The following is a 26,122-nucleotide window of genomic DNA, read 5'->3' as shown; positions in this document are numbered from 1 at the left end:
TGGACCACAATCATTAAAACCAGCCAAATTTGAACAATTGATGAAAGAATTAAAATCAATTGCTGATGCTGTTGGTAAAGAAATATAAAAGTACCACTATTGGTGGTACTAAGAAATACGATAATGACCAATAATGTCATTTCTTTTTTCTAAAATATCTTCTTCATAATAAAGTTGATGAGGATAAGCATGATGAATCACGAAAGTGATTCCCTTTTTATTTCGATAATTAGAAACAATACCAATATGTTTTTTAAAGATAACAATATCGCCACCTTGCCACTTATCTAAATCATAAATATCGAGAGTCAAAGATAGGGCGTGTCTTTTAAAATAAACATTTAAATTTCTTACTCGTCGAAAATCAATATTTTTATCTGGATGTTCAACTTGATAACTTTGAGGATTTTCTCTAATATCTTGATCTACAAGAATTTGTAGATCATAACCTGTATTCAATAAGCCAAAAGCGACAACATCACTACATACTCCATAATGGTCTGTTGGGTAACCACCTTGATAATACTTACTTTTGTATTGAGGTTTTGTTTCAATATATTTTCTAACGTTTTGTACAATATCACTTTGATCGTCAATACCATCATGATCTTGATCATTTATGCTTTTATAAGTTTGAATACCAAAATCATCATTTGTATATTTTGGATGAGATAAAAGATTATTTTGATAAAAAATGTAAGTAAGAATCAAAATGATCGGTATGAAAATAAGAAAGAACTTCTTCATTATTTACCACAACATTTTTTATATTTTTTACCACTTCCACAAGGACAAGGATCATTACGCCCCACTTTGATGACTTTTGTTGGTTTTTTCTTACCAAAATCATTTTGTTGCTTTTCAATTTGAGCATATTGTAAAGCAAGTTCTTCTTCATTTATTGCTTTAAAAAGCTCAATGACATGATGAATAATATTTTCTGTTTCAATATTATATTCGATAGATAGAGGTAAATGTTTTTGAATCATATTTTTTAATTCTTGTAAGTTATTTTGTTTATAAAGACACGAAAAATAAGCATCCATAATTTCATAATCATAAGGGTAACGTTCAAGTAATTCTTGAAAATATGAAATTCCTTGATCATTATCTTGATAAAAATAAGATAAAGCTAAGTTTTTATAAAAAGGGCAAAGATATTTATCATCTTTAAAATAATTCATAAAGTCTTGATGAAATTCTATACTTTCTTGGTATTTCTTTTCTTGAATAAAAAGTTGACTTAATTGATTGAATTTTTCTTGAAGATGATAATTAAATCCAAAGAGTTGACCAAGTTCCAATAAACTTGGTTGATTTTCAAGATAAGCTTTAAATTCATTCCATAACGGGTAAAGCTCATTTAAATGATTTGTATTTTCTATTTTTTTTAATAATATTTCTTTTTCCATGAGAAATCCTCCTTTTTTAAATCATATCATATTATGTCATATTTGGTAAAAACAAAACTATTGTGTATAATAGTTGTGGTGAGAAAATATGGATCAAAAACATAAATCAAATTTAATTATTACATGTTTATGCCTGATAATCGTTTTTGTTTCTTTACTAACAATGTATGATAATTTTTCTTTTCATACATATAATACAAAAACGTATTATGATTATTTTTTATCATTAAATCATCAAGGCTTTACTTTACAGGATTATGAGCTTTATAAAGATCAATCAAATTATCATTGTGGAGATGGGACACTTGTTTTAGGAAAAATCGATTCTCTTGTAGACGGACAAGATATTGATGTCATAATTCAAATAAATAGAAAACAACATATTGATTATTCTTTAAAATATTTAGAGGGTGGAAGTTATTCTTTAGAAAATAAGGAAGATTTAAAAAATATAAAAGAAATCAAAAATGTTCAGTTAATCATCAAAGATGATAACCAAAAGATGGTTTATCAACATACTTTAAAATTAAAACAAGTTGAAAAATTAGCATGTTCTTCAAAAACATTTAAAGTAGAAAATGCATGTGTCAGTGATGATTTTATGAGGCTTGGGTATTTAACGTCTACAGATGAAGATTTATTGAAGAAATATCCAAATATTTCATTAGAATATCGTTATTTAAAAAGTAATAAATTAAATGATAAAAATGATAAGAATTATGTTGTATTTAAAAAAATAAATGGAAAGACTAAAGAAATTGTTAATCAAAAAATCTATCAAACATATAATCATGATTTAAATCAAGGATCTTTAAAAAAGAAAAAATTAAGTGTTGTTATTATTTTATCAAAAGATCAAAGTCAAAAAAGTTATGTTTTCAAATTAAACTTTTCAAAGGAAAATGGTGGTTTGTATGAATAAAGAAAGATACTTAAAATTAAAAAAAGATTTTATTGTTTTATATCTTGCAAGAAATGGAATCATGACTTTTTTAATTACACTTTTTACATTTAGTTTGGATTTATCGAATTATTATCAAATGTCCTTTCCAGCAACAATACCATACATCTTTTTTAATAATATTTTTACATTAATGTATTTTTGCTTATTATGGATTTTTAATTATTTGCTTTTTGAATTGTTTAAAATCATTAATGATTGGTATGATGAAAATCATCATCAAACATTAAAATTTATGTATCATGAACATAATTATTCAATCTCATGGATGATGTATGTAATCATGGCTATTTTACTTGTTATTATACAAATTGTTCAATTGCCAACATTATTTCATATAGATGCTTATTTGATGTTTGGATTTATGATTTTACGTTCACTGAAACAAATATATAAAAATAGACTCTAAGAGTCTATTTTAATAAATGACTAAGACTGTCAAGTAATTCATCTTTTGAGCTTAAAGAATTATAATAAGTTTCAAAAAGAACACCAAGCCCTGGTAAGACGGTTTCTTCTTTAGAAGCAATACCACTTTCAATAATCTCTTTAAGTTCACTACTTGAACAAGCATGTAGTCTTTGAAATATAGCTTGTCGAATATCCATTTTATCACTCCTTAAAAAGAGTGACCCAAAAAGGAGAAAAATATACATGGTAGAAACTAAAATAATTATTTTAGATCAACAAGAAATTGTTTATAAAATTCATTATAAAAGAATTAAGAATTGTTATTTAAGAGTAGAAAAAGGAGAAGTGGTAATTCGTTGTTCACCGCTGTTTCCTCAAAGTGAAATAGAAAAATTGATTAGAAATCATCAAGAAGAAATACTTGAACAAATAAAAGGATATGTTCCTAAATATAACTATCAAGAAGATGGTTATGTTTATTTGTTTAATCAAAAATATCAAATTATTTTAAAAGATATGAATATCAAAAAATGTGCCATTCATGATCGTCAAATCTATGTTTATTCAAAAAATATCCAAGCAACCATTGAAATGTTTTTAAAACAAGAATTGATGAATTATTTAAAAGAAAGAATAGATTTTTATTTAAGTACGAGCTTTCATCATGCTTTTCCTGAAATTCAAATTAAGAAAATGAAAAGAAGATGGGGTGCTTGTTTTTATCAAAAAAATAGAGTGTGCTTTAATTTAGTATTAGCACATATTGATTATGCTTTAATTGATTATGTTATTGTTCATGAACTTTGTCATTTTCTTGAAGCGAATCATTCAAAAGCATTCTATCATGAAATAGAAAAAAGAATGCCAAATTATAAAGAAAGAGAAAGATTATTAAAGGATGTGGGTATATGATTACGTCAATGCAAAATAAAACGGTTAAAGAATTATTAAAATTAAAACAAAAGAAATATCGAAAAGATTATTATTTAGTAGAAACAAATCATTTAGTAGAGGAAGCAATCAAAGCTAAACAAACAGATTTGATTATTTCAACTGAACCGATTGATTTAGGTGTAGAAAATTTAGTAGTATCTAAAGAAATTATGGAAAAACTTGCTTTTACTAAAACACCTCAACCTATTATGGCAAGATGTTTTATTCAAAAAGATAAGAAATTAGTTGATGGAAAAAGATATTTGATTTTAGATTATCTACAAGATCCTGGAAATATTGGAACACTTATTCGTACAGCACTTGCTTTTGGCATAGATCAAGTGATTTTATCTAATGAATGTGTGGATCTTTATAATGATAAATTACTGCGATCAATGCAAGGAGCACACTTCCATCTTTCTTGTCTTTATGGGGATTTAAAAAAAATTATTCCTGCTTTAAAAGAAAAAGGTGTCTGTGTTGTAGGCAGTGCTTTAGAAAATGGAAGACCTATTCATGAAATTAAAAAACAAGAAAAGATGGCCTATGTTTTAGGAAATGAAGGGAATGGGATGGAAAAAGAGATTATCGATATTTGTGATCAAATTGCCTATATTCCAATTACAACCATTGAATCATTAAATGTGGCTGTGGCAGGAAGTATTATGATGTATCATTTTCAAGGAGAATAGGTATGGATAAGATATTATTTTTTGACATTGACGGGACACTAGGACAACATGGTGTTATTACAGAATCAAATTTAAAAGCACTGCATTTATTAAAAGAAAAAGGATATAAGACGTTTATTTGTACGGGAAGAGCTCCATTTTATGCCAAACGTTTATTTGGTGATCTTGTTAGTGGAATTATTAGTTGTAATGGACGTTATATTCTTTATGAAGGAAAGAAGCTTTATAGTAGAGCTTTTACCAAGAAACAATTAGATTATTATGTACATAAACTTGATCAAGGAAAACTAGGGGCGATGTTTGTTAGTGATGATAAAGCTTTAAAATATCATTTATATCAAAAACAAGAAGTTGATTTAGAAAAGGAATATGGTATTGAACATCTTGTGGATTCTTTAGAAGGAGATTTTTATACGTTTGATATGTTTTATCAAAGTCAAGAACATTACCAAACAATGGTTGAAATCTTTAAAGAAGATTTAATTATTAATGATCATGGCGGAATGGGTTCTTGTGATTGTTCAACAATTGAATTTGATAAAGGTAGTGCGATTGCCTATCTATTAGATTATTTCCATATTGATAAGGATAATGCTTATGCATTTGGCGATGGTTATAATGATCAAGCGATGTTTAGAGAAGTAGGACATGGCATTGCGATGGGTAATGCAGTAGATGTTTTAAAAGAAAAGGCAACTTATATTACCGATAATTTTGATCAAGAGGGTATTTTAAAAGCACTTTATCATGAAAAAGTGCTTAATGAAAAAGATAATTATTAATTAATAAATCCAGAAGTTTTTTTCTTCTGGATTTACTGTTTATAGGATTCTTTTGATTAAATTAACTTTTCTTTTTTCGTAAAACAATTGTTCCTGAAACAACAATAACACTTATAATAAGTAGTGAAGTATAAAGGGTAATATTTGTATTATCACCTGTTTTTACAGCCTTGGATTGTGTGTTTTTAGTAGTGACTTTTGTTTCTTTTTTTACTGTTTCAGTTGTTTTTGGCTTTTCTGTTTCTACTGGAGATGGTGTTTTTGAAATCTCTACAGGAATATATGCAGATTTAGAGGTATAGATTTCTGTTTCATCTAGACAAAAATTAAACCACATTTCAATTTGTTTGATTTTTGTCCAATCGAGTGGGTCATTAGAACCGATTAATGTTTTTACATTTTTTAAATCATCATTTTTGAAAGTAATTGTACCGTTTCCGTTTTCGTCAAGATCAATTTTGGGTTCTACATAAATTCCACCTAAAGATGCTGAATCATCCCAAACATACATTTCCGATAATTTAATTGTTGTGTTCTTTTTTGATTGAACATTTAAAACAATATCATTTTCTCCAGTCCATTTATCCATAACTAAAGTAATAGAAGGCTTATCTTTCTCTGAAATTACAGTATTTCCTTCTGGTTGATGTGTTTTTTCTGCATAAACAACTGTAGATAAAAGTGTAGTTAAGGATAATGCAAGTAATGCTTCTAAAACTAATTTTCTTTTATTCATATTCTTCTCCTTTTCAATGAAACTTATCCTCAATAACAATACTAAATGATTATTTTTTTAGATAAAATTATCTGTTTAATGTATTGTACTTTTTTATCTGAGAGTCAATATTTATTAGTGAAAAGTAAATATTAATGATAAAATTTGTAAGCGCTTTTTGAATGAAAATATCAATAAAAAGTATATTCTATGATAAATAATTATTAATTTAATAAAAAGCATTGACATATGTATATATGTATAATAAAATGTATATACAAATAAGAAAGGGGAAACGGAATGAAAAGAGATTACGGAGATATGTATCAATACATATTAGAATCAAAAAAAGCGGTTAGAAATATTATTTCTAACCATGAAGAAATCTTTCATGATGCTATTGAATACTTTTTTAATGGCAACTATGAACAAATTTATGTGATAGGATCTGGTACATCTTATCATGCTGCATTAGCTGCAAAAAATTTAATGGAAAAAGTATTACAAATGAAAGTATTTGCTTCATATCCTATTGTATTTAAAGATGAAAGAATTTTCAACAAAAATACTTTAGTTATGGGACTTTCACATGCGGGAATGTCGGCATCAACAATTGCGGGGTTGGATAAAGCAAAGGCAAATGGTTTTGGAACAATTGCGATGACTGCTGAAAAAGGAAGACCGGTTGAACATCATGGTGATGTAAAACTATATGTTGATATCGGGGAAGAAAAAGCAGGCCCAAAAACAAAAGGGTATATTGGATCAATTGTAACATTTATGATTTTTGCTTTAAAGGTTGCGTTAAGGCAAGAAAAAATCACACAAGATGAATTTGATGATTATTTAAGAAGAATGCAAGCAAGTGCGGATGCAATTCCAGATATTGCTGAAGCTACGTCAAAATGGTATTTACAAAATAGAAATGATTTAATGAAATGCCGTCGTTTATATGTCATTGGTTATGATAATTGTTTAGCGGATATGATGGAAGGAACATTAAAAATTTGTGAAGCAGTGCGATATAGTGTTCAAGGTTTTGAGTTAGAAGAGTTTATGCATGGTATTTATCATTGCATTGATGAAGATACTTATATGTTATATGTATGCTCAAAGGGTCAATATTATGATCGTATTCTAAGATTGAAAAGATATTTTGAAGAAGAAAGACATAGTCACAATTTCTTGATTACACATGAAAACACAAATAATTCAAAGGATTTAGTTTTTCCGTTTACAGATGATCAAGAATTTGCTGTATTGCAATACATTGTTCCAATGCAAGTACTAGCTAGAAAACTTTCATTAGATTTAGGGATTGATTGTAATATACCAAGTGATCCACAATTTCATTTTAAAATGAATAGTTATTTAAAAGAAGGATAGGTGAATTAAATGGCAAACATTATTTTGTTTTCGCATGGACAACTGGCAACAGGATTAGCAGATTCTTGTAAACTTATTATTGGAGAAAATCATTTTAAAGTTTTAAATATTTTATTGGATCAAAATATTCAAGAAATTAAAAATAACTTAGATGTAATGATTCAATCGTTTGATGATAATCAACCAGTTATTGTTGTTACTGATATTCCTGGAGGAAGTACAACACAAACAGCTATTCAAAGAATTTCAGATAACAAGTTGCTTTATGTTGTAACTGGCATGAATTTAGGATTAGTAATGAGTTTATCTTTTTTATCACTTTCACAAGATGATGAAGATAATAAAAATAAAATTAGAGATGCGATTGAAGAATCACAAAAGGGAATCTATTTAGTTAATGATGTTATAAGTTGTAATGATGAATTATCAGACGATGATGATTTATAAAAGGGGGATAAAAAATGATAGAAGTATTAAGAGTAGATGATAGGTTATTACATGGACAAGTTGCTGTATCTTGGACACGCCATTATAAGGTGGATGTTATTTTAGTAGCTAATAATCATTTAATTACTGATAAAGATATGCAAGTTGCATTTAGATTAGCTACACCATCAGGAGTAACACTTTCAATGAAATCTTTACAAGGAGCGGTTAATGTTATTAATAATCCAAAACATGCAATGCGTAAAATTATGGTCATTACTAAAGATTTGAATGATGCAAAATTTGTGTGTGAACAAACTAATGGAGCAATTAAAGATATTTTATTAGGTGGACTTAGAAATGGAGAGGGTAAAAAACAAATAGATATGAATTCATATATGAGTAAAAATGATATTCATGTTATGGATGAACTTGAAAAAGAAGGATATCATGTTTTTATGCAATCTGTTCCTACTTCCCAAAAATTAAGTACAGAAGAAATTAAAGATAAATTTAATAAATAGAAAGGGGAATAATAATGAGTATAGTTCATGCTTTACTACTTGGTTTGTTAGGTGGTATTGGAATATGGGATAGTAGAATTGGCGGTATGTGGATGTTAGATCGTCCATTAGTATTAGGTCCAATTGTAGGTTTGATTTTAGGTGATTTTAAAACAGGGATTATTGTTGGCGGTTCGTTAGAATTAATTATGATGGGAATTGTTGGAATTGGTTCTGCTACACCACCTGATACAGTTTCTGGTGCAATTTTGGCAACAGCATTTGCAATTGTATCTAAGTTAGATGTCTCAGCAGCGGTTGCTTTAGCTTTACCGATTGCTACATTAGGACAATTGGTGGGTATTTTTATAAGAACTGCTAATGGTTATTTTGTACATATGGCAGATAAAGCTGCTGAAAATGCGGATTTTTCTGGAATTGATAAAGCTTTATGGGGAGGCGCAATTTTATTTTTTGTAAGTTATTTCTTATTAGTATTTTTAGGCGCATTTTTAGGATCTTCAGTTATTGGTGCATTTGTTAAAATGATTCCTCAATTTGTCACAGATGGGTTAAATGCAGCAAGTGGTATGTTACCAGCTTTAGGTATTGCAATTTTAATGCAATTATTATTTGATAAGAAAAATGTGGCATTTTTCTTTATTGGATGGGCGATGACAGCATTATTCTCTGTTAATACAGTGGGAGCAGCTGTTGTTGGAACTGCAATAGCTTATACAATTTATCAATATACAATCTCTAATAAGAATCATAACAATTCTGTTGATATGATCTCTGATGATTTAGGAGGAGAATTATAATGGAAAATAAAGAACTCGAAACTCAAGATACGGTTATGACACCAGATGTATATAGAAAAACATTTTGGCGAACATTTCCTTTGCAAGCATGTTTTTGTTTTGAACGTATGCAAAATGTTGGTTTTGCTTACATGATGATTCCAGCATTAAAAAAGTTATATAAGAATAAAAAAGATATTTCAGATGCTTTAAAAAGACATTTAGCTATTTTTAATACGACTCCTGCAGTTGTCAGTTTTATTGCTGGTGCGGCAATTGCCATGGAAGAAAAATTTAAAAAAGCTAAAGATAAAGGCGAAGAAGTTGATGAGGAATCAATTAATGCTGTAAAAGCTGCTTTGATGGGTCCGCTTGCTGGAATTGGTGATTCTTTTTTCTGGGGAACATTTAGAATTATTGGTGCAGGTATTGGGACAAGTCTAGCTGCTAAAGGAAGCATTTTAGGAGCTATCTTATTCTTATTGATTTATAATGTTCCACATTTGATTGTTCGTTATTTTGGATTGAAAATTGGTTATAAAAGTGGAGTTGGATTTTTAGCAAGTATGAATGAAGGTGGTATGGTTGCAGTATTAACTGAAGTTGCTAAAATACTTGGTCTTATTGTAGTTGGATCTATGTGTGCTTCCATGGTTACAATTACAACACCATTTGTATTTAAACTAAATGGAACAAAAATTGTTTTACAAGATATTTTTGATGGTATTATTAAAGGTTTCTTACCATTAGGATTTACATTTATTATTTATGCATTATTAGAAAAAGGAATGAAAAGTACTACATTATTATGGGGAATCTTAATCCTTGGTATTGTATTATCTTTCTTTGGTATTTTATAATGAAAACAAATATGTATGATTATATATGTGAAACACCGGATGTTCTAACATATATTATTAATAATAGAAAAGAAATAGTTCAAGAATTTGTAAATGAATATAAGGATAAAAAGATTGATCAAATCTATGTGATTGGTTCTGGAACATCATATCATGCTGGATTATCTGCAAAAAATTATTTAGAAGAAATCTTAAATATAAAAGTTTTTTGTATGTATCCTACACAATTTTCTAGAAGTGAAAAAGTATTTAATAAAAATACATTAGTCATTGGTATGTCACAAGGTGGACAAAGTTTATCGACAGTTGAGGGATTAGATGCAGCTTCAAAACGAGGCTTGATGACAGCATCTGTTTCAGAAAATCCTACTGCTTTGATTTTTGAACATGCACAAACTCAAACAAGAATTGAAGTTGGAAATGAAAAATGCGGTGCAAAAACTAAAGGATATGCTGGAACAACCGTAACGTTGATGATGATGCTAAGTGAACTTGCTATTATTAAAGGAATTTTAAAAGAAGAAAAATTCAAACTCTATAAAGAAAGAATGTTTAATGTAATTCATAATATGCCATTAGTTGTAGATGCAGCTACAAAATGGTATGGAAGAATCAAAGATGAGTTCTTACCGGCAAAAAGAATTATCGTTGTAGGATATGATGGTAATTATGCAGATGTTTTAGAAGGTGCTTTAAAAGTTTTAGAAACTGTGCGCCAAGGTGTAACAGGATATGATATTGAAGAATTTTTCCATGGAATTTACAATTCTATTACAGAAAGTGCACATATCTTTTATCTTGCTTCTAAAGGTGATTATAAACCACGTACTTTGAAACTTATAGAAATATTAAAAGAATGGACACCTCATAATTATTTGATTGCATCACCAGAAGAGATTGAAAACCAAAATAAAAATGATTGCATTGTTGAATTTGTTGAAGATCCATTATTTTCTCCTTGGGAATACATTATTCCAATGCAAGTTTTAGCTTGTTTAGCACCACAAGATTTGGGAATTAATCCAGATATTCCAAAAGATCCACAATTTCATGCACGAATTGGAAGTAAAAAACTTGACGGATTAAGAGACCAATATAAGAAATAACGCGAATTAAAAGAAAAATGTATAAATAGAGGTTAAAATGAAGTTACTAGCAACAGATATGGATGGAACATTTCTAAGAGATGATAAATCCTACAGTGAAGAATTTAATGATTTATATAAACAAATGTTAAAACAAGATATACAATTTGTCATTGCATCAGGTAATCAATATGAAGCACTAGCCTGTAAATTTGATGAAGAAATCAAAAATGATCTTTATTATCTTTGTGAAAATGGTACAAAGATAGTTTATCAAGGAAAAACACTTTATAAAAAAGCTTTAGAAAAACAAGATGCTCAAGAAGTTCTAGATATTTTAAAAGAAGATCAAGAATGTATGCTTGTTGTTTCTGGAGATAAACATGCTTATATTTCTAAAAATTTTGAAAATAAAAAAGACTTTATTTCATTGTTTATGAAAAATGTTCAATTTGTAGAAAGCTATGATGATATTGAAGATGATATCTTAAAATTCTCTATTGCAAGCTTTGATGATCAAATGGAACAAAGAATTGAAAAGATTCAAAAACAACTAAAACCACATTTAAAATTAGTAACAACAGGTAATGTTTGGTTTGATATCTTTTATAAAGATGTGAATAAAGGAACAACTTTAACACATCTTTTAGAAATCTTAAAGATTAAACCAGAAGAATCAGGAGCCTTTGGCGATCAAATGAATGATTACGAAATGTTACAAACAGTAAAATATGGTTATGCGATGGCTAATGCCATGCCCCCAGTTAAAGAGGTTGCTTATCAAGTTATTGATAGTAATGAAAATGATGGTGTTATTTTAAAGATAAAAGAAATTTTAAAAGGAAAGTGTTAAAATAACTTTTGAAACATTCATAACGCACATAAAAAAGGTGTGAGAGATGATAAAAAATCATCATTGTTTAAAATATCAACGATGATATCAAAAGAAGCAACAGAGTAAGGACCATGTCTTCAATCAAGACAGCGTGGGTAGAATTACAGGAAGGATATTTGAGTCTTAATACCCTGATGGTGTGATTTCAATCAAAGATATCGATATGGCGGTCATAGTAGGCATGAATGATTAAACCATTGGAATGACAGTTTGGGCATTAAAGATGATTAAAATTCAAAAAAACGATTTTATCATATTGAATTTGAGAAATATACTTGATTTTGTTTGAAAGTTTTATTATTATCATCGTGTTCTTATGGACTGGATAAACATCTCGCCTGCCAAAGTTAGATGTTTATCCATTTTTCTTTCTATAATTTTTTTGACCTTAAGAGTATGATAAATGATTTATGGAAATAACAAAATAGACATCAAGAAAATACCCCCAAAAAATTAACAGCCAAAAGTAAAATCCAGGAGCTACCCCTGGATTATTTATAGCTTGAGAAATCCCCACAGTTTTTTAATTACACATAAAAATAATCCATTAAATGAGAATTGTTATTTAATTATCTTTAAAAATTGTTTTTAATGAATATGTGTATTGATCCCCTCGATAATAGGTAGAAATATATTCGAAAGGAGTTCCATCTGATAAAAAAGTAACATGGTGACTTTTAAAAAGAGCTATATTGTCAACCTTTAATAACTCTTTTTGTTTTTTTGTTGGCATAACAGCTGAATATTGTGCATCAATACCTTGAATTTGATAACCAAGCTTCTTTATATATTTGTAAAGAGAGTTTTCTAAGATCTGGATGTCTAGAGATGGAATGATATGCGTTGATAGATAAGTATAACTAATTGCTATTGGAATATTATCACCGGTTCTAAGACGTACAAAATAGTGGATAAAGTCTTCATCTGATAGTTTTAAAGCATCTCTTACATGAGGAACTTCTTTGCCTTTAACAAGTTTATATCCAATTAGTTTTGCTCCGGGTACTTTGCCAGTCGAAATCATATCTTCTGTAAAACTTCCAGTAGATCCAAGCTGTAAATTTTTTATTGTTCGATAATCTTTCACAAATGAGCCTTTTCCAGCAATTCTTTCAACGAGACGTTTTTCACATAACATCATAATAGCTTTATTAACAGTCATTCTAGACGCATTATACATTTCACATAGATTTTTTTCTGTTGGAATTTGATCACCAGGCTTTAATTCGTTGTTTTTGATTTGTGATTCTAAATCACTCATTATTTTTATATATTTTGGATTCTTTGACATTTTTTTACCTCTTACATATCGATTATACCATATTTATAAATGTATATACAATTATTATGTAGGCGATTTCAGAAATATGAAAAAATATGAAAATATGCTTTTAAAAGAGACTTGTTTTGTTAGGAAAATTTGATATAATATTGGGGTATATAAATCGTTGATATGGATTAGTAAATAAAGGATGCTGTTTTAGAGAGGGAGAAGTGGTGGAAACTCCTACAGATAATTTATTGAATTCACCATGGAGAGCACCTAATCAGTGACGTGAGACTGCGTTAATGTTTAATTAAGAGCATGTTTTAAACATGAATTAGGATGGTACCGCGATCAACTCGTTCCTATTGGAATGAGTTTTTTTATGTTTAAGGAGGAAATAAAGTGGAAAATGAATTATTAAAAATTAAAGATGAAGCTTTAGAAAAAATTGAAGCTTGTACATCTTTAAAAGAATTAAATGATATTCGTGTGCTTTATTTAGGGAAAAAAGGTCCTATTCAAGAAGCAATGAAATCTATGAAGAATATGGATCCAGATCAAAGAAAAACATTTGGTCAAACAAGTAATAAAGTTAAACAAGAATTATCAAAAGCTGTTGAAGATAAAAAAGAAGTTTTAGAACATCAAGCAATTATTGATAAAATCAATAGTGAAACAATTGATTTATCATTACCTAGTTATAAATTAGATCAAGGAACAATGCATCCTTTATCAATTATTGTTTCTCAATTAGAAGAACTCTTTTTAGGAATGGGATATCAAATTGCTGAAGGTCCAGAAGTAGAAAGTGATTACTTCAACTTTGAATTAATGAACTTACCAAAAGGACATCCTGCCAGAGATATGCAAGATACTTTCTATATTGATGAAAATACTTTAATGAGAACACATACTTCTCCAGTACAAGCCCATACCTTACTTGCAGCAAAAGGTAAAGGACCTATTAAAGTTATTTGTCCTGGCAAAACATATCGTAGAGATGATGATGATGCAACTCACTCACATCAATTTATGCAATGTGAAGGTCTTGTTGTTGATAAAAATATCACGCTTGCTGATTTAAAAGGAACATTAGAAGTTTTCGCAAGAAAATTCTTTGGGGAAAAACGTGAAATTAGATTACGTCCATCTTACTTCCCATTTACTGAACCATCAGTAGAAGTGGATATTTCATGTCATCATTGCGGTGGTAAAGGATGTGCTATGTGTAAAGGAACTGGATGGATTGAAATTTTAGGTGCTGGTATGGTCAACCCAAAAGTTTTAGATATGTGTGGTTTTGATAGTAAAGTATATCAAGGTTTTGCATTTGGAATTGGAATCGAACGTGTGGCTATGTTGAAATACGGTATTGATAATATTCGTGATTTCTACAATGATGATTTAAGATTCTTAAACCAATTCCAAAGAGAGGAGTAAGAAAATGGAAGTCAGTTTAAATTTATTAAATAAATACGTTAAAATAGATGATCAAGATCCAAAAGAACTTGCTGATAAAATTACTTCAATTGGTTTAGAAGTAGAAGGAATGCATTCATTAGCTAATGGAAATAACATGACAATTGGTTATGTTAAAGAATGTATCGATCATCCTGATAGTGATCATTTACATGTATGTCAAGTAGAAGTAAGACCGGGAGAAGTGACTCAAATTGTTTGTGGAGCACCAAATGTGGCTGCTGGACAAAAAGTTATTGTGGCTAATCCTGGATGTGATTTAGGAGAAGGTTTTGTTATTAAACAAAGTACCATTCGTGGACAAGAATCAAACGGAATGATTTGTTCAATGGCTGAACTTGGTTTAGATCAACGTTTATTATCTCCTGAAGATAAAGATGGAATTCATGTCTTAGATGAAAATGCACCAGTAGGAGCAGATCCTTTAGAATATTTAGGTTTAAAAGATACGATTTTAGATATTGGTTTAACACCAAATAGAGCGGATTGTATGGCTTTAACTTCACTTGCTTATGAAGTGGCTGCTGTTTTAAAAAGAGACGTCAACTTACCAGAAATCAAGGAAAAAGGTCTTCCTGGAAGCAATATTGAAGTCAAAGTAGAAACTGAATTATGTCCATTCTTTGGGGCTAAACTTGTAAAAGGTGTCACTACAAAAGAATCACCTGCTTGGTTAAAAACAGCTTTACTTGCTTCTGGCATTAAACCAATTAATAATATTGTTGATATTTCTAACTATGTCATGTTAGAAACAGGTCAACCAATTCATATGTATGATTATGATAAATTAACAAAAAAAGAATTTGTTGTAAAAACTGGATTTGATGAAAAAGCAATCTTATTAGATGGTGAAGAATATAAACTTGAACCTAATGATATCATTGTTTCAACAGACAATGGTGTTGGATGCGTAGCTGGTGTCATGGGAGCTGATAGTACTAAGATTGATGAAAATACACAAAATATCGTCATCGAAGTGGCTACTTTTGACGGACCAAGTTTAAGAGAAACAGCAAGACGTTTAAATTTATTAACAGATGCTTCTCAACATTATATTAAAGGGGCTTTAAATACTGCTAATTCTTTAAATATTTTAGAAAGATGTGCAAATTTATTAGAAGAACTTGCTGATGCTAAAGAAATCTATGAAACTGTTTCAACAACTCTTTATATTGAAGATAAATATGTTTCAGTTTCAACTCAACAAGTTAATGGATTACTTGGAACAAGCATTCAAACAAATGAAATTGCGGAAATCTTTGATTCATTAAAATTCAAATATGAATTAAAAGAAGATACATTCAATGTTAAAATTCCAACTTATCGTAATGATATTACGATGGCAGCTGATTTGATTGAAGAAGTTGTGCGTATGTATGGTTTTGATAACATTCCATCAACTTTACCAGAAATGTCTATGACAATTGGAAAAAGAACAGAAATTCAAGAAAAGAAACATATGATGAAAGTCTTATTAAAAGACTTGGGATTACATGAAACATTAACTTATTCATTAACATCACCATCACTTGTTCATGATTTCAATATTTTCCATGATCAAGAACCAGTTAAACTTGCAATGCCATTAGGTGAAGAAAGATCAGTGACAAGACAATCAATTATCGGTTCATTGTTACAAGTCATTAACTATAACCAATCAAGAAATATGAAAGATGTTCATTTATATGAATTATCAACAACATATTCAAAAGGCGTTGAATTACAAAACCTTGCGATTGCATGTACTGGTGAATACCATGGGTTATCATTTAAACAAATTTCATACAAAGTAGATTATTATTTAGTTAAAGGATTTGTAGAAACAATCTTTGAAAGATTAGGAATCAATGAATCACGTTATCGTTTAGAACGTGTTGAAAGTGATAACCAATCATTCCACCCTGGACGTAGTGCTTATATTAAAGTACAAAATGAAGTAGTTGGGGTCGTTGGACAAGTTCATCCACTAATGGAAAAGAAATATGATGTGAAAGATGTTTATGTAGTTGAATTAAACTTATCTGCATTATTAAATATCAAAACAGGTAAAGTAAAATATCAACCAATTCCACAATATCCATCAGTTTCAAGAGATATTGCTTTAGTAATGGATGAATCTGTTCCAGCAAATGATGTTTGTCAAAAAATCATTAAATCAAGTAATAAACTTGTTAAAACAACAAACATCTTTGATGTTTATGTTGGAGAACATGTAGAAGCTGGTAAAAAATCAGTAGCTATTAATTTAACTTTCCAAGATGATAAGAAAACATTAAAAGAACAAGAAATTAATGAAGCTATGGAAAAAATCTTAAAAGCTGTTGAAAAAGATTTTGGAGCAGTACTTAGAGGATAATCAAAAGAGGTGTCGAACACACACCTCTTTTTTTATGGAAAAGTTAAAAGAAAAGTTTTCTAATTTGACGATAATATTGTCTACCAACATTAAGATCACTTGGTGTTGAAGAAAATGTCATAGTATAACGTGAATCATTAAAAAAAGTAGTTGTTGGATGTTTACCTGTATGATTTAAAATAATTCCATAACGACTTAAAGTATCAATAGATTTCTTTGAAAGACCTTCATTGACTAATAAGTTAAAAATATCTGTTAAATATCTATTTCGATTACCAACAGGAGGATTTTGTTCAAGAATTGTATGAATGATTTGTTGTTGTTTTTGATTATGATTATTTTTAAGTTCTTCTTTTAAAAGATAAAGAAGAAGATCTCTTTGTTCACCTTTGTAAAATTCTTTTTCATTTCCTTTTAATATTAAAGGATAATATCCTTGTTGTTTAATATAACTTCCTAATTCTTTATTTTGATTTTCTAAAATCAATATTTGATTATTTAAATCATCAATATTTTTTTGTAAATTCTTTTTCTTATCTTCTAAAGCTAAGACCTGTTGTTCAATAGAAGAGTTTTCGAGAAAATCATTTTCTTTATGATTTTCAATTATTTTTTTAATAATATGATGTTGAAAATCTTTCATATTATAAGGAAATGAATATGTACGTTGTAAAACATAACTTTGAATTTTTATTTTTACTTTCTCAATAAATTCTTGAGGAGATTCTTTTTTTAAAAAAGAAATTTTTTGAAATTTATGATTTAAATAAAGAATATAACTATTATTTCTTAAATGAAAATGTTTTTGAAATGCTTGATGAAAATTTTCATCTTCGCTTGTAAGAATATAAGCTGTTGATTGAATTTCAGTTAGAATCTCATTTTTAAAATCTTTTAAAGATATATTTAAATAAATAACAGGAAGAATTGTTTTATTTTCTATAAATTCAATGACTTGATTTAAATCATTCATATTTTTGATATTTGGTTGAATATATGAAAAATGATTATTGTTTAAAAAATGATATTTATTAAGATATGTTATTAAATCGATAAATTGATTATTACGTTTATTAATAGAAAGATATATATTTTGTTTTGCTTCGTTAAAAATATATTCATAATCATTATTTTGATATTGAATACAAAAAGCAATAGCTGATTCATCATGATAAATTGTGCAATTCTCTAAATGAATGATTAATGAATCTAATATAAATTCATCTAAATAAAATAAATCTTGAATTATTTTTGTAAATTGAATAATAGTTAGATTTTTTACAGCAATCAAAGTTGATAAATGCTTCATAGTTGATGTTTCCTTTCAATAGACTTTAAAAGATCTCTTTTACGATAAGTATCATCAGGAGATAAATTCATTAAAGTTTTATGAATGATTGAAAAAATATACTCTTGATATTCTTTATAATTATCTTGATGAATCGTAATTAATGCTTCATCATCTTGTTTTAAGAGATGATTATATTCTTGATTTATGTTTGTAAGTTTTTCAAGAATATCTTTTTTATTTTGGTATTCTTTTTGTAAATCAATGATGTCTTTTTCAATGTTCTTTATTTCATTTAAGAATAATTCTTGAACTTCTACAGATGATAATGCATCATCTTGATAAGATTGTAAGAGTTCAAATTGTTGAAGTTCTGAAAAAGAATAAAATTCATTTTCTTGTAACATATAATAACGAATGTGTTGAATGAGTGTTTGAATAAAATTTTTTTCATAAAAGAGTTTTTCTTTTTCATTGTTTGGATAATTGATTTGTACATAATTAATTTCTTTATTTGTAGGAATGACGATAATATGGCACATTCCATAGAGCTCTTGATTTAAAATAAAGGGATTAACAAGACATTTTTTATTTTTGTATAAGATGATTATTGGTAAATGATATGATTTTTTTAATAGTTGATTGACTGTTCTTTCATTAATAAAATGAGGTGTTGATTGTATTGATAAATCATGGTCTTTTTGAATATAATTACTTTCTAAAATCATTGGAAATATTTTAGGAATTGAGATTTTAGAGATATATTTAGATTCATTTGATATTTCTTTATAGAAAGAAAGTTCAAGAATTTCTTGTTGATAATGATAGAGTATTTCTATTGTAAATTGATTTTTTTTGTAATTATGATCAGTAATAAATTGAATTCCTAAAATATTTTTAGTTTTAAAATCTTTAATTTCTAAGCTTTTATGTTTTTCTTTTAAAGAATAGTATAAAGAATGATCATAATTCAAATCTTTCATTTTATTTTTTGTATGTTGTATCCAATAAATCACTTGTTCAATTAATAAAGATGGTGTCATTAATTCATTTACTTGTACCTTTGTATAATAAAATAACATAATATTCTCCTTTAGCTACTATCTTAATTTAAGCACATATTTCAATAATAAAAAAGAACTATCTTTTAGATAGTTCGATAACAGGAATATTTTGAAATTCTTTTTTGATGATTTGATTGTCTATCAAAGATAATAATTTTGATGATTTGATTTCTAAATCTAAAGCAGGATGTGTATAAGAAGAAAGGGTTGTAATTAAATGATAATCACATGTTTTTTTGATTGTTTTTAAATAGTTTTGTCCATTTTGATTCATTTTTAATATATGAAGATAATTAATGGGGAAACAATCTTTCATTTCTTCTTTTGTGTTATTCATTAAAATGTGTAAAAGCATTCTTTGAATCCTTGTTTTTGTATAACGTTTACTTGTAAGTTTATTTACCAATTCTTCATAACTACTTACATTAAAAATAACTTTTTTTAATAAGTTTTCAATGCCTTCATCAACAAGATGGATCTTTTTTAATTGTGTAGGGCTTTGAATGATAATTTGATATTTCAAATAATCAAAGAAATCATTTTGCTGATAAAGCGAATCATAATAAGACATATCTAATAGATAATCATGAACATCTTGTTTTTCTTTTAAAGCTTTACGTAAAGCTGTAGCAGAAGCAATTTTTGTAAGTGTAGTATCATGATAATCATTGGATCTTTTAATACAATGTAAAGTAATAGGATAATCATTTTCAATGACTTCTTTAACATAACCTAAACCTAATAAATCATTAGGTGTCTTGATACTTTTATTTAGTAATAAACTTAAAGCTTGATTACAAGCATCAGGGTAACGTAATCCTTTTTTCATAGCAGCTTTAACATATTGATCATATTCATTAGGATGATTTTTAATAGCATAGGCGATTTCTTTAAAAGTATCGATGTCACCACATTCACTACCAAAAACAAGATCAGTAATTCCTATATGATAAAGTAAATCAATCGCTCCTTTACAAAAATAATCGGCACTTTGACAAACATATGCAAAAGGGAGTTCGATAACTAAATCAACACCATATTTAATAGCAAGTTCACTTCTTTTAAATTTATCAATAATTGCGACTTCTCCTCGTTGAACATAATTACCAGACATAATAGCAATTGTTAAATCGGGCTTTACCATTTCTTTTGCTTTTTGTAAATGATAAAGATGTCCGGTATGAAAAGGGTTATATTCAACAATGATTCCTAATATTTTCATAAATGATAGTCCTTTTGTTTAATGGTTTTAATAACTTTAAAGAAAGTTGAAACAATTAAAATTGCAGTTGCAAGTGCTAGAGCTGTTCCTACTGTTTGAAAAAGAGAATCAAGAAACAAATCTTGATCATGTGAAATCAAATAAAGCATTGTTTGATAAATTCCTTTCCCAGGGACAATGGGGAAACAACCAACAACAATAAAAATAGTTGCAGGAGCTTTACATATTCTTGCCATAATTTCACTAAATAAAGCTACCACGATCATCGCACATAAATTTGACATAATATTACTTAGATAGGGTATCACCAGTAAATAAACGATCCATCCTAGCATCCCACCAAGAGAAGCTAAAAGTGCATAAGGCAGATGACGATGTACTCTAAAAACAAAAGCAAATCCTAAACACCCTAAGAAAGCACTTAAACATTGAATTACTTGTTCCATTAAATCAATCCTTTCAATAAAATACGCATCAATCCAACTCCTAAAGCAATTGCTGTTGCAATAAAAAAAGCTTCAACAAGACGTGCTTGCCCGGAAACATAGTTTCCATCAATAATATCTCTTAAACTATTGGTAATTGCAATTCCAGGAGTTAAAATCATTAAACAACCAATAATTGTCGCATCTAGATTATAAATCAAATGAAAATGATAAAACAAAATCGCTAAGATAGTTAAAAACATACTTGTTAGTGTTGTACGCATTAAAGAATTAATTCCTAAAATCTCATTGATCCATACAAAAAAATACATTAAAAAACCTATGATTCCAGCAATAATTCCTTCATGAAGTCCGCCTCCAAAAAAAATAGCATAACCTCCAGCACCTAAACCATACCCTAAAAAAACAAGTGGCATGATAGGATGTAAGGAATTGATAGCCTTTATTTGTTGTTCAATAAAATCATTAGTAGGTGTTTCATTACAGATTTTTCTAACAAGATCATTTAAAGCACAAACAGCATCAAGGTTTGTACGATTTTGTAAAGTTCTTTTAGTAAGAGAAGTATTTGTTCCATCTTGAAAAGTAACACTCATTGTAAAATAAGTAGGAAGAGCAAAAACACCTATATCTTGAAAGCCATAGCTTTGACACATACGTTCTAGACTTTCTTCTACACGGTAAATTTCAGCGCCATTTTTAAGTAATAATTTACCGATTTCAGCAATATTTTTTATTAATAATTGTTCGTTCATTTTTTTATTTCACCAAAAGTTAGTATAACAATTATTAAGTATTTAGGAAAGAAAAAAAGTGTGTTTAAAAGGTATTTTTCAAAAAAATAAAAACAGATTGCAAAGATATAAAAATTAGGTATAATAACTTTTGATAAAGTAGGTGAAATAAATGGAAAGATTACAAAAATATATTGCTTCAAGTGGTTATACATCAAGAAGAAAAGCAGAAGATTTAATTAGAGAAGGTAGAGTTTCTGTTAATGGTCAAGTTGTAACTGAACTTGGAACTAAAGTTAAATCTGGAGATGTTGTTTTAATTGATGGAGAAGCTATTGTTGGTGAAAATAAAGTTTATTATCTTTTTTACAAACCACAAGGATGTGTTTGTACATTAGATGATGAGTTCGATAGACCAAAAGTAATTGATTACTTTGAAGAAGTTGAAGAAAGAATTTATCCTGTTGGACGTTTAGATTTCGATACAACAGGTGCTTTAATTATGTCTAATGATGGTGATTTTGCAAATATGATCATGCATCCAAGAAGCCACTTAGAAAAAATCTATGAAGTAACAATTAAAGGTCTTATTAAAGGTGAAGATTTACATCATTTAGAAAAAGGTGTTTATTTAGAAGGTAAAAAAACAATGCCTTGTAAAATCAAAGTCACTTATAAAGATATGGAACATAAAACAACTGTTTTAAAAATTAAACTTTATGAAGGAAAAAACAGACAAGTTAAAAAAATGTTTGAAAGTGTGGGACATCCAGTAAAAAGATTACATCGTATTTCTGTTGGTTGTGTCAATTTAAAAGGATTACGTCCTGGAGAATATCGTCGTTTAAAACCACAAGAAGTAAAAGATTTAAAAAAATTAGTTGGAAAATAAAATTCGACATCATTTTTATGCATGAGTGCTTATACTAATTGTTGGTGATGGAAATGAGAGTACAAATTATTGATGATAAACAATTAAAAAACTGTAGTATTTGCAAAGCAACGGATGAATGGGTAGAAAATATATGTGTTAATGGGATTGAAGGATTATATTGTGTTAAATGTGATACGCTCACATTGTATGAACCCCTTCCTTCAAAACTTGTTTATTTAGCTTTTAAGAAAAAATGTATGCAAATAAAAGAAATGAAAACCAATAATCAGTTGACAATGTAAAATATTGTATTAGAATAAAAACGTAAATAAAAAAGCAATGATTTAGGATATGTTTTATAAATGATTTGATTTAGAGAAAAGGTGGTTGGTGAAAACCTTGAGAATGTTTATAAGATACTCCCTAATAGCTACACTTGAAAAAGATTGTCGTTAACTGCGTTAAAGTTTTGAGGCTGAAAAGCAAATTAAGGTGGTACCACGAAACTCTCGTCCTTTGGATGAGAGTTTTTTATGTAAAGGAGAAGGAAAATGGTAGATTTTAAAGAAAATGAACAATTAAATACATTAAATCACTCTTGTGCCCATGTTATGGCACAAGCAATCAAACATCTTTATCCTCAAGCTAAATTTTGGGTAGGTCCTGTTGTAGCTGAAGGATTCTATTATGATGTTGATTTAGGTGATGAAGTTGTTAGTGATGAAGCAATCGCTAAAATTGAAAAAGAAATGAAAAAAATCTGTAAAGATGGTAAAAGAATTGTTCGTCGTGAAATTTCTAAAGAAGAAGCTTTAGAAATGTTTAAAGATGATGAATATAAATTAGATTTAATTTCTAATTTAAAAGATGGAACAATTACTTGTTATAGTCAAGGAGATTTTACTGATTTATGTAGAGGTCCTCATGTTGAAACAGTTAAAATGTGTAAAAACTTTAAATTAATCAAACATTCTGGTGCTTATTGGAAAGGTGATAAAAACAATAAAGTTTTACAACGTATTTATGGTGTTTGTTTCCCAACTGCTGAAGAATTAGAAGAACACTTAAATTTATTAGAAGAAGCTAAAGAAAGAGATCATCGTAAAATTGGTAAAGAAATGGAAATCTTCATGGTTGATGATTTAATTGGTAGAGGTCTTCCAATGTATTTACCAAAAGGATATGCTATCTGGCAAAAACTTGAAAGATACATCAAACAAAAAGAAAAGAAATTAGGTTACTTACATGTATTAACTCCTGCTGTAGGAACAGTAAACTTATATAAAACATCAGGACACTGGGATCATTATAAAGAAAATATGTTCCCACAAATGGAAATGGATGGAGAATCATTTGTTTTACGTCCAATGAACTGTCCTCATCATATGATGATTTATGCAAATAAATTACATTCTTATAAAAACTTACCAATTCGTATTGGTGAAATTGCTCATGACTTTAGATATGAAGCATCAGGAGCTGTTAAAGGTATTGAAAGAGGAAGACATTTCTGTCAAAACGATGCTCATTTATTTGTAACACCAGAACAAATTAAATCAGAATTTAAAGGTGTTATCGATTTAATCTTAGATGTTTATAAAGATTTCAATATTACAGATTATCGTTGTGTTTTATCTCTTAGAGATCCAGAAGATAAAGAAAAATATCATGATGATGATGAAATGTGGAATAAAGCAGAAAATGAATTACGTGAAGTAATGAATGAACTTGGTATTGAATATACTGAAGAAATTGGGGAAGCTGCTTTCTATGGTCCTAAATTAGACGTTAATGTTAAACCAGCTATTGGTAATGAAATCACTTTATCAACTTGTCAATTAGACTTCTGTTTACCAGCTAAATTTAACTTAACTTATGTTGCGGAAGATGGAACTAAGAAAACTCCTGTTGTTTTACACAGAGCTATTTTAGGTTCATTAGATCGTTTCATGGCTTATATCTTAGAAGAAACAAAAGGAAACTTACCATTATGGTTAGCTCCTACACAAGTCAAAGTATTACCTGTTAAAAATGAATATCATTTAGATTACGCTAATGAAATTTATCAATTATTATTAGATGAAGGTTTTGAAGTAGAACTTGATTCAAGAGATGAAAAATTAGGATATCGTATTCGTGAAGCACAAATGCAAAAAGCAAACTATATTCTTGTTTTAGGTAATAATGAACGTGATGAAAGAACTGTAACTTATCGTAAACATGGTGAACAAAAAGCAACAACTGTTACTATTGATGAGTTTGTTTCAATGTTAAAACAACAAATTAAAGATAAAAAATAGTTTATATTTTTAAGATATGGTATACGTAGAAGCTCAATTTTTAAATATAGAATTGAGCTTTTTACATAAAATTGACAAAAGAAAATGCTATTTATATAATACTAATGAGATAGAGTATCTCTATAAAGTGAGGAAATTATGATAATAAAAAAGTCAGAAAAAGATGAACGCAGAGAGAAAATTATAGATGTTGCTTTTCGTCTTTTTGTAAATAAAAAAATCGAATCTGTAACAATGGGAGAAATAGCAAAAGAAGCAGGAATTGGAAGAGCAACATTGTTTCGCTATTTCCCAGGAAAATTAGAACTTGTTATTGCGGTAAATACAAAAGAATGGAAAGAATATTTTGATGAATTAGATCAAAAAAGACCAATGAGTTCAGTAGGAGATATACCAGCTATTGGTCGTTTGATTTTTACATTAGATAGTTTTATTGAAATGTATCAAACGCATAAAGCTCTTCTTCGATATAATGATAATTTCAATCATTATGTATCTCATTCAGGAAGAAAAGATTTACAAATGGATGAATTTAATCAAGCACTTTTTTCAGCAAATACACGTTTTCATATGATGTATGAAAAAGCCAAAGAAGATAAAACGTTTAAAACAGATATGGCAGAAGAAGAGTTTATGAGAGTAACAGTTCATACAATGATGACAGCTTGTGCATATTATGCAGGAGGTTTTATTTGGGGTTCTAAAGAAAATGAAGACTACACACCAGAGTTGATTCAATTAAAAGAAATGATTCTTGCATATGTCAAAGCATAAATAGATAATAAAATTTATATATTTGATAAGTGTTTATATTTTTAAGAAAATATTTATAAAAAAAGGTAAAGTTTTAAAATGTAAAAGAATATGATTGTTTACAATCAATGTTTTGCGGGTGATAAAAACGATGGATAACGCATGTAGAGGGTATCGAAAAGATACCTTTTTATAAAAAATAATAAGGAATGTTCTTATGAAAATCATCGAAGAATTATCAAAAAAAATAAAACTTACAGAAACTGAAAAAGAAATGTTTGAACAAAAATAGGAGCGCAATCCCCTTCCTCTAAGCGAAGCGTAGGGAGGGGTCTAGCTCCTTTTATAGTTTTTATAAGAGATGTTGTTTTAGACATGTAGCTGTGATACATTATAAGTATAAAAGACGTTCAGTCGTACTTAATTTTAGAAAGGATATTGCTATGGAACTTGATACTAATAATCATTCAGTATTCAT

At 28.2% G+C, this 26,122-nt stretch carries 28 protein-coding genes and 1 other annotated feature; of the genes, 18 read left to right on the top strand and 10 right to left on the bottom strand.

Annotated features, from left to right (window positions below; genetic code table 11):
- Positions 1 to 108: 108 nt before the first annotated feature.
- Positions 109 to 747: a DUF1287 domain-containing protein gene (locus tag LJD34_RS11135; protein ID WP_227359898.1), complete on the bottom strand. Its 639-nt coding sequence runs from the start codon at positions 745 to 747 to the stop codon at positions 109 to 111.
- Positions 747 to 1,412 carry a tetratricopeptide repeat protein gene (locus tag LJD34_RS16630; RefSeq protein ID WP_318532727.1) on the bottom strand — a complete coding sequence of 222 codons (666 nt, stop codon included), beginning with the start codon at positions 1,410 to 1,412 and terminating at the stop codon, positions 747 to 749. Before LJD34_RS16630 ends, LJD34_RS11135 begins: the two co-directional genes overlap by 1 nt.
- Before the next feature lie 88 nt (positions 1,413 to 1,500).
- Between LJD34_RS16630 and LJD34_RS11125 the strand changes: the two genes are divergently transcribed.
- The gene (locus tag LJD34_RS11125; protein WP_119362900.1) at positions 1,501 to 2,334 is read left to right on the top strand and encodes a hypothetical protein; all 834 of its coding nucleotides are present in this window, start codon (positions 1,501 to 1,503) and stop codon (positions 2,332 to 2,334) included.
- Positions 2,327 to 2,782 carry a hypothetical protein gene (locus tag LJD34_RS11120; RefSeq protein WP_227359897.1) on the top strand — a complete coding sequence of 152 codons (456 nt, stop codon included), beginning with the start codon at positions 2,327 to 2,329 and terminating at the stop codon, positions 2,780 to 2,782. The genes LJD34_RS11125 and LJD34_RS11120 overlap by 8 nt, the downstream gene beginning before the upstream one ends.
- A 4-nt stretch (positions 2,783 to 2,786) precedes the next feature.
- On the opposite strand, the gene sspI is transcribed toward LJD34_RS11120, so the two are convergent.
- Complete coding sequence (gene sspI / locus LJD34_RS11115) at positions 2,787 to 2,981, bottom strand: small acid-soluble spore protein SspI (RefSeq protein WP_022001886.1); 195 nt, start codon at positions 2,979 to 2,981, stop codon at positions 2,787 to 2,789.
- 46 nt (positions 2,982 to 3,027) lie between these two features.
- On the opposite strand from sspI, the gene LJD34_RS11110 reads away from it, so the two are divergent.
- The 3 genes from LJD34_RS11110 to LJD34_RS11100 are packed head-to-tail and all read left to right on the top strand — an operon-like array spanning position 3,028 to position 5,191.
- Entirely contained in the window at positions 3,028 to 3,696 is a 669-nt protein-coding gene (locus LJD34_RS11110; RefSeq protein ID WP_032091697.1) for a M48 family metallopeptidase, read from the top strand.
- The gene (locus LJD34_RS11105) at positions 3,693 to 4,409 is read left to right on the top strand and encodes a TrmH family RNA methyltransferase (protein ID WP_227359896.1); all 717 of its coding nucleotides are present in this window, start codon (positions 3,693 to 3,695) and stop codon (positions 4,407 to 4,409) included. Before LJD34_RS11110 ends, LJD34_RS11105 begins: the two co-directional genes overlap by 4 nt.
- A gap of 2 nt (positions 4,410 to 4,411) precedes the next feature.
- Positions 4,412 to 5,191: an HAD family hydrolase gene (locus tag LJD34_RS11100; protein ID WP_227359895.1), complete on the top strand. Its 780-nt coding sequence runs from the start codon at positions 4,412 to 4,414 to the stop codon at positions 5,189 to 5,191.
- A 61-nt stretch (positions 5,192 to 5,252) separates the two neighbouring features.
- Here LJD34_RS11100 and LJD34_RS11095 read toward each other — a convergent pair whose 3' ends face one another.
- The gene (locus tag LJD34_RS11095; RefSeq protein WP_175302047.1) at positions 5,253 to 5,927 is read right to left on the bottom strand and encodes a hypothetical protein; all 675 of its coding nucleotides are present in this window, start codon (positions 5,925 to 5,927) and stop codon (positions 5,253 to 5,255) included.
- A 279-nt stretch (positions 5,928 to 6,206) separates the two neighbouring features.
- Here LJD34_RS11095 and LJD34_RS11090 point away from each other — a divergent pair, with 279 nt between their 5' ends.
- The 7 genes from LJD34_RS11090 to LJD34_RS11060 are packed head-to-tail and all read left to right on the top strand — an operon-like array spanning position 6,207 to position 11,819.
- Positions 6,207 to 7,292: an SIS domain-containing protein gene (locus tag LJD34_RS11090; protein ID WP_117347335.1), complete on the top strand. Its 1,086-nt coding sequence runs from the start codon at positions 6,207 to 6,209 to the stop codon at positions 7,290 to 7,292.
- A 9-nt stretch (positions 7,293 to 7,301) separates the two neighbouring features.
- The gene (locus LJD34_RS11085; RefSeq protein WP_117347334.1) at positions 7,302 to 7,739 is read left to right on the top strand and encodes a PTS sugar transporter subunit IIA; all 438 of its coding nucleotides are present in this window, start codon (positions 7,302 to 7,304) and stop codon (positions 7,737 to 7,739) included.
- Between the two features lie 14 nt (positions 7,740 to 7,753).
- Positions 7,754 to 8,242, top strand: coding sequence for a PTS sugar transporter subunit IIB (locus tag LJD34_RS11080; RefSeq protein WP_117347333.1), 489 nt, complete (start codon positions 7,754 to 7,756; stop codon positions 8,240 to 8,242).
- A gap of 14 nt (positions 8,243 to 8,256) precedes the next feature.
- Positions 8,257 to 9,042, top strand: coding sequence for a PTS mannose/fructose/sorbose/N-acetylgalactosamine transporter subunit IIC (locus LJD34_RS11075; protein ID WP_227359894.1), 786 nt, complete (start codon positions 8,257 to 8,259; stop codon positions 9,040 to 9,042).
- Positions 9,042 to 9,881: a PTS system mannose/fructose/sorbose family transporter subunit IID gene (locus LJD34_RS11070; protein WP_227359893.1), complete on the top strand. Its 840-nt coding sequence runs from the start codon at positions 9,042 to 9,044 to the stop codon at positions 9,879 to 9,881. The genes LJD34_RS11075 and LJD34_RS11070 overlap by 1 nt, the downstream gene beginning before the upstream one ends.
- Positions 9,881 to 10,987 (top strand): SIS domain-containing protein, encoded by a 1,107-nt coding sequence (locus LJD34_RS11065; RefSeq protein ID WP_199588559.1) that lies wholly within the window; start codon positions 9,881 to 9,883, stop codon positions 10,985 to 10,987. The genes LJD34_RS11070 and LJD34_RS11065 overlap by 1 nt, the downstream gene beginning before the upstream one ends.
- 37 nt (positions 10,988 to 11,024) lie before the next feature.
- On the top strand, positions 11,025 to 11,819 hold the full coding sequence (locus LJD34_RS11060; protein WP_227359892.1) for an HAD family hydrolase: 795 nt from the start codon (positions 11,025 to 11,027) through the stop codon (positions 11,817 to 11,819).
- Positions 11,820 to 12,426: 607 nt separating this feature from the next.
- Here the strand turns inward: LJD34_RS11060 and LJD34_RS11055 are convergent.
- Positions 12,427 to 13,152, bottom strand: a complete 726-nt coding sequence (locus LJD34_RS11055; RefSeq protein ID WP_227359891.1) for a GntR family transcriptional regulator — start codon at positions 13,150 to 13,152, stop codon at positions 12,427 to 12,429.
- 148 nt (positions 13,153 to 13,300) lie between these two features.
- Positions 13,301 to 13,495, top strand: a binding site (T-box leader).
- 35 nt (positions 13,496 to 13,530) lie between these two features.
- Between LJD34_RS11055 and pheS the strand changes: the two genes are divergently transcribed.
- Both pheS and pheT read left to right on the top strand, forming a co-directional pair.
- Positions 13,531 to 14,568 (top strand): phenylalanine--tRNA ligase subunit alpha, encoded by a 1,038-nt coding sequence (gene pheS / locus LJD34_RS11050; protein ID WP_119362903.1) that lies wholly within the window; start codon positions 13,531 to 13,533, stop codon positions 14,566 to 14,568.
- Positions 14,569 to 14,572: 4 nt separating this feature from the next.
- Entirely contained in the window at positions 14,573 to 16,963 is a 2,391-nt protein-coding gene (gene pheT, locus LJD34_RS11045; protein ID WP_227359890.1) for a phenylalanine--tRNA ligase subunit beta, read from the top strand.
- Between the two features lie 43 nt (positions 16,964 to 17,006).
- Here the strand turns inward: pheT and LJD34_RS11040 are convergent, their stop codons facing one another.
- Genes LJD34_RS11040 through LJD34_RS11020 form a run of 5 tightly spaced genes read right to left on the bottom strand, consistent with a single transcriptional unit; the run spans position 17,007 to position 21,738 of the window.
- Positions 17,007 to 18,272 (bottom strand): hypothetical protein, encoded by a 1,266-nt coding sequence (locus LJD34_RS11040; RefSeq protein ID WP_227359889.1) that lies wholly within the window; start codon positions 18,270 to 18,272, stop codon positions 17,007 to 17,009.
- Entirely contained in the window at positions 18,269 to 19,333 is a 1,065-nt protein-coding gene (locus LJD34_RS11035; protein ID WP_032091689.1) for a hypothetical protein, read from the bottom strand. Before LJD34_RS11035 ends, LJD34_RS11040 begins: the two co-directional genes overlap by 4 nt.
- A gap of 58 nt (positions 19,334 to 19,391) precedes the next feature.
- Positions 19,392 to 20,537, bottom strand: coding sequence for a nucleotidyltransferase (locus tag LJD34_RS11030; protein ID WP_227359888.1), 1,146 nt, complete (start codon positions 20,535 to 20,537; stop codon positions 19,392 to 19,394).
- Complete coding sequence (locus tag LJD34_RS11025; RefSeq protein WP_022001203.1) at positions 20,534 to 20,983, bottom strand: threonine/serine exporter family protein; 450 nt, start codon at positions 20,981 to 20,983, stop codon at positions 20,534 to 20,536. The genes LJD34_RS11030 and LJD34_RS11025 overlap by 4 nt, the downstream gene beginning before the upstream one ends.
- Positions 20,983 to 21,738: a threonine/serine exporter family protein gene (locus LJD34_RS11020; RefSeq protein ID WP_032091686.1), complete on the bottom strand. Its 756-nt coding sequence runs from the start codon at positions 21,736 to 21,738 to the stop codon at positions 20,983 to 20,985. Before LJD34_RS11020 ends, LJD34_RS11025 begins: the two co-directional genes overlap by 1 nt.
- Positions 21,739 to 21,889: 151 nt before the next feature.
- Here LJD34_RS11020 and LJD34_RS11015 point away from each other — a divergent pair, with 151 nt between their 5' ends.
- The 4 genes from LJD34_RS11015 (at position 21,890) to LJD34_RS11000 (ending at position 25,665) form a co-directional block, all read left to right on the top strand.
- Complete coding sequence (locus tag LJD34_RS11015) at positions 21,890 to 22,609, top strand: pseudouridine synthase (RefSeq protein ID WP_022001201.1); 720 nt, start codon at positions 21,890 to 21,892, stop codon at positions 22,607 to 22,609.
- Between the two features lie 53 nt (positions 22,610 to 22,662).
- Positions 22,663 to 22,893 (top strand): hypothetical protein, encoded by a 231-nt coding sequence (locus LJD34_RS11010; RefSeq protein ID WP_052011167.1) that lies wholly within the window; start codon positions 22,663 to 22,665, stop codon positions 22,891 to 22,893.
- 249 nt (positions 22,894 to 23,142) lie between these two features.
- The gene (thrS, locus tag LJD34_RS11005; protein ID WP_107030605.1) at positions 23,143 to 24,891 is read left to right on the top strand and encodes a threonine--tRNA ligase; all 1,749 of its coding nucleotides are present in this window, start codon (positions 23,143 to 23,145) and stop codon (positions 24,889 to 24,891) included.
- A 138-nt stretch (positions 24,892 to 25,029) separates the two neighbouring features.
- Positions 25,030 to 25,665 carry a TetR/AcrR family transcriptional regulator gene (locus LJD34_RS11000; RefSeq protein WP_175302054.1) on the top strand — a complete coding sequence of 212 codons (636 nt, stop codon included), beginning with the start codon at positions 25,030 to 25,032 and terminating at the stop codon, positions 25,663 to 25,665.
- The last annotated feature ends 457 nt before the right edge of the window (positions 25,666 to 26,122 follow it).

This window comes from Faecalibacillus sp. MSK20_93 (assembly GCF_020589945.1).
Lineage (GTDB): Bacteria > Bacillota_I > Bacilli_A > Erysipelotrichales > Coprobacillaceae > Faecalibacillus > Faecalibacillus intestinalis.
The sequence above is the reverse complement of the archived record's forward strand: the minus strand, read 5'-3'. Positions and strand labels throughout refer to the sequence as shown.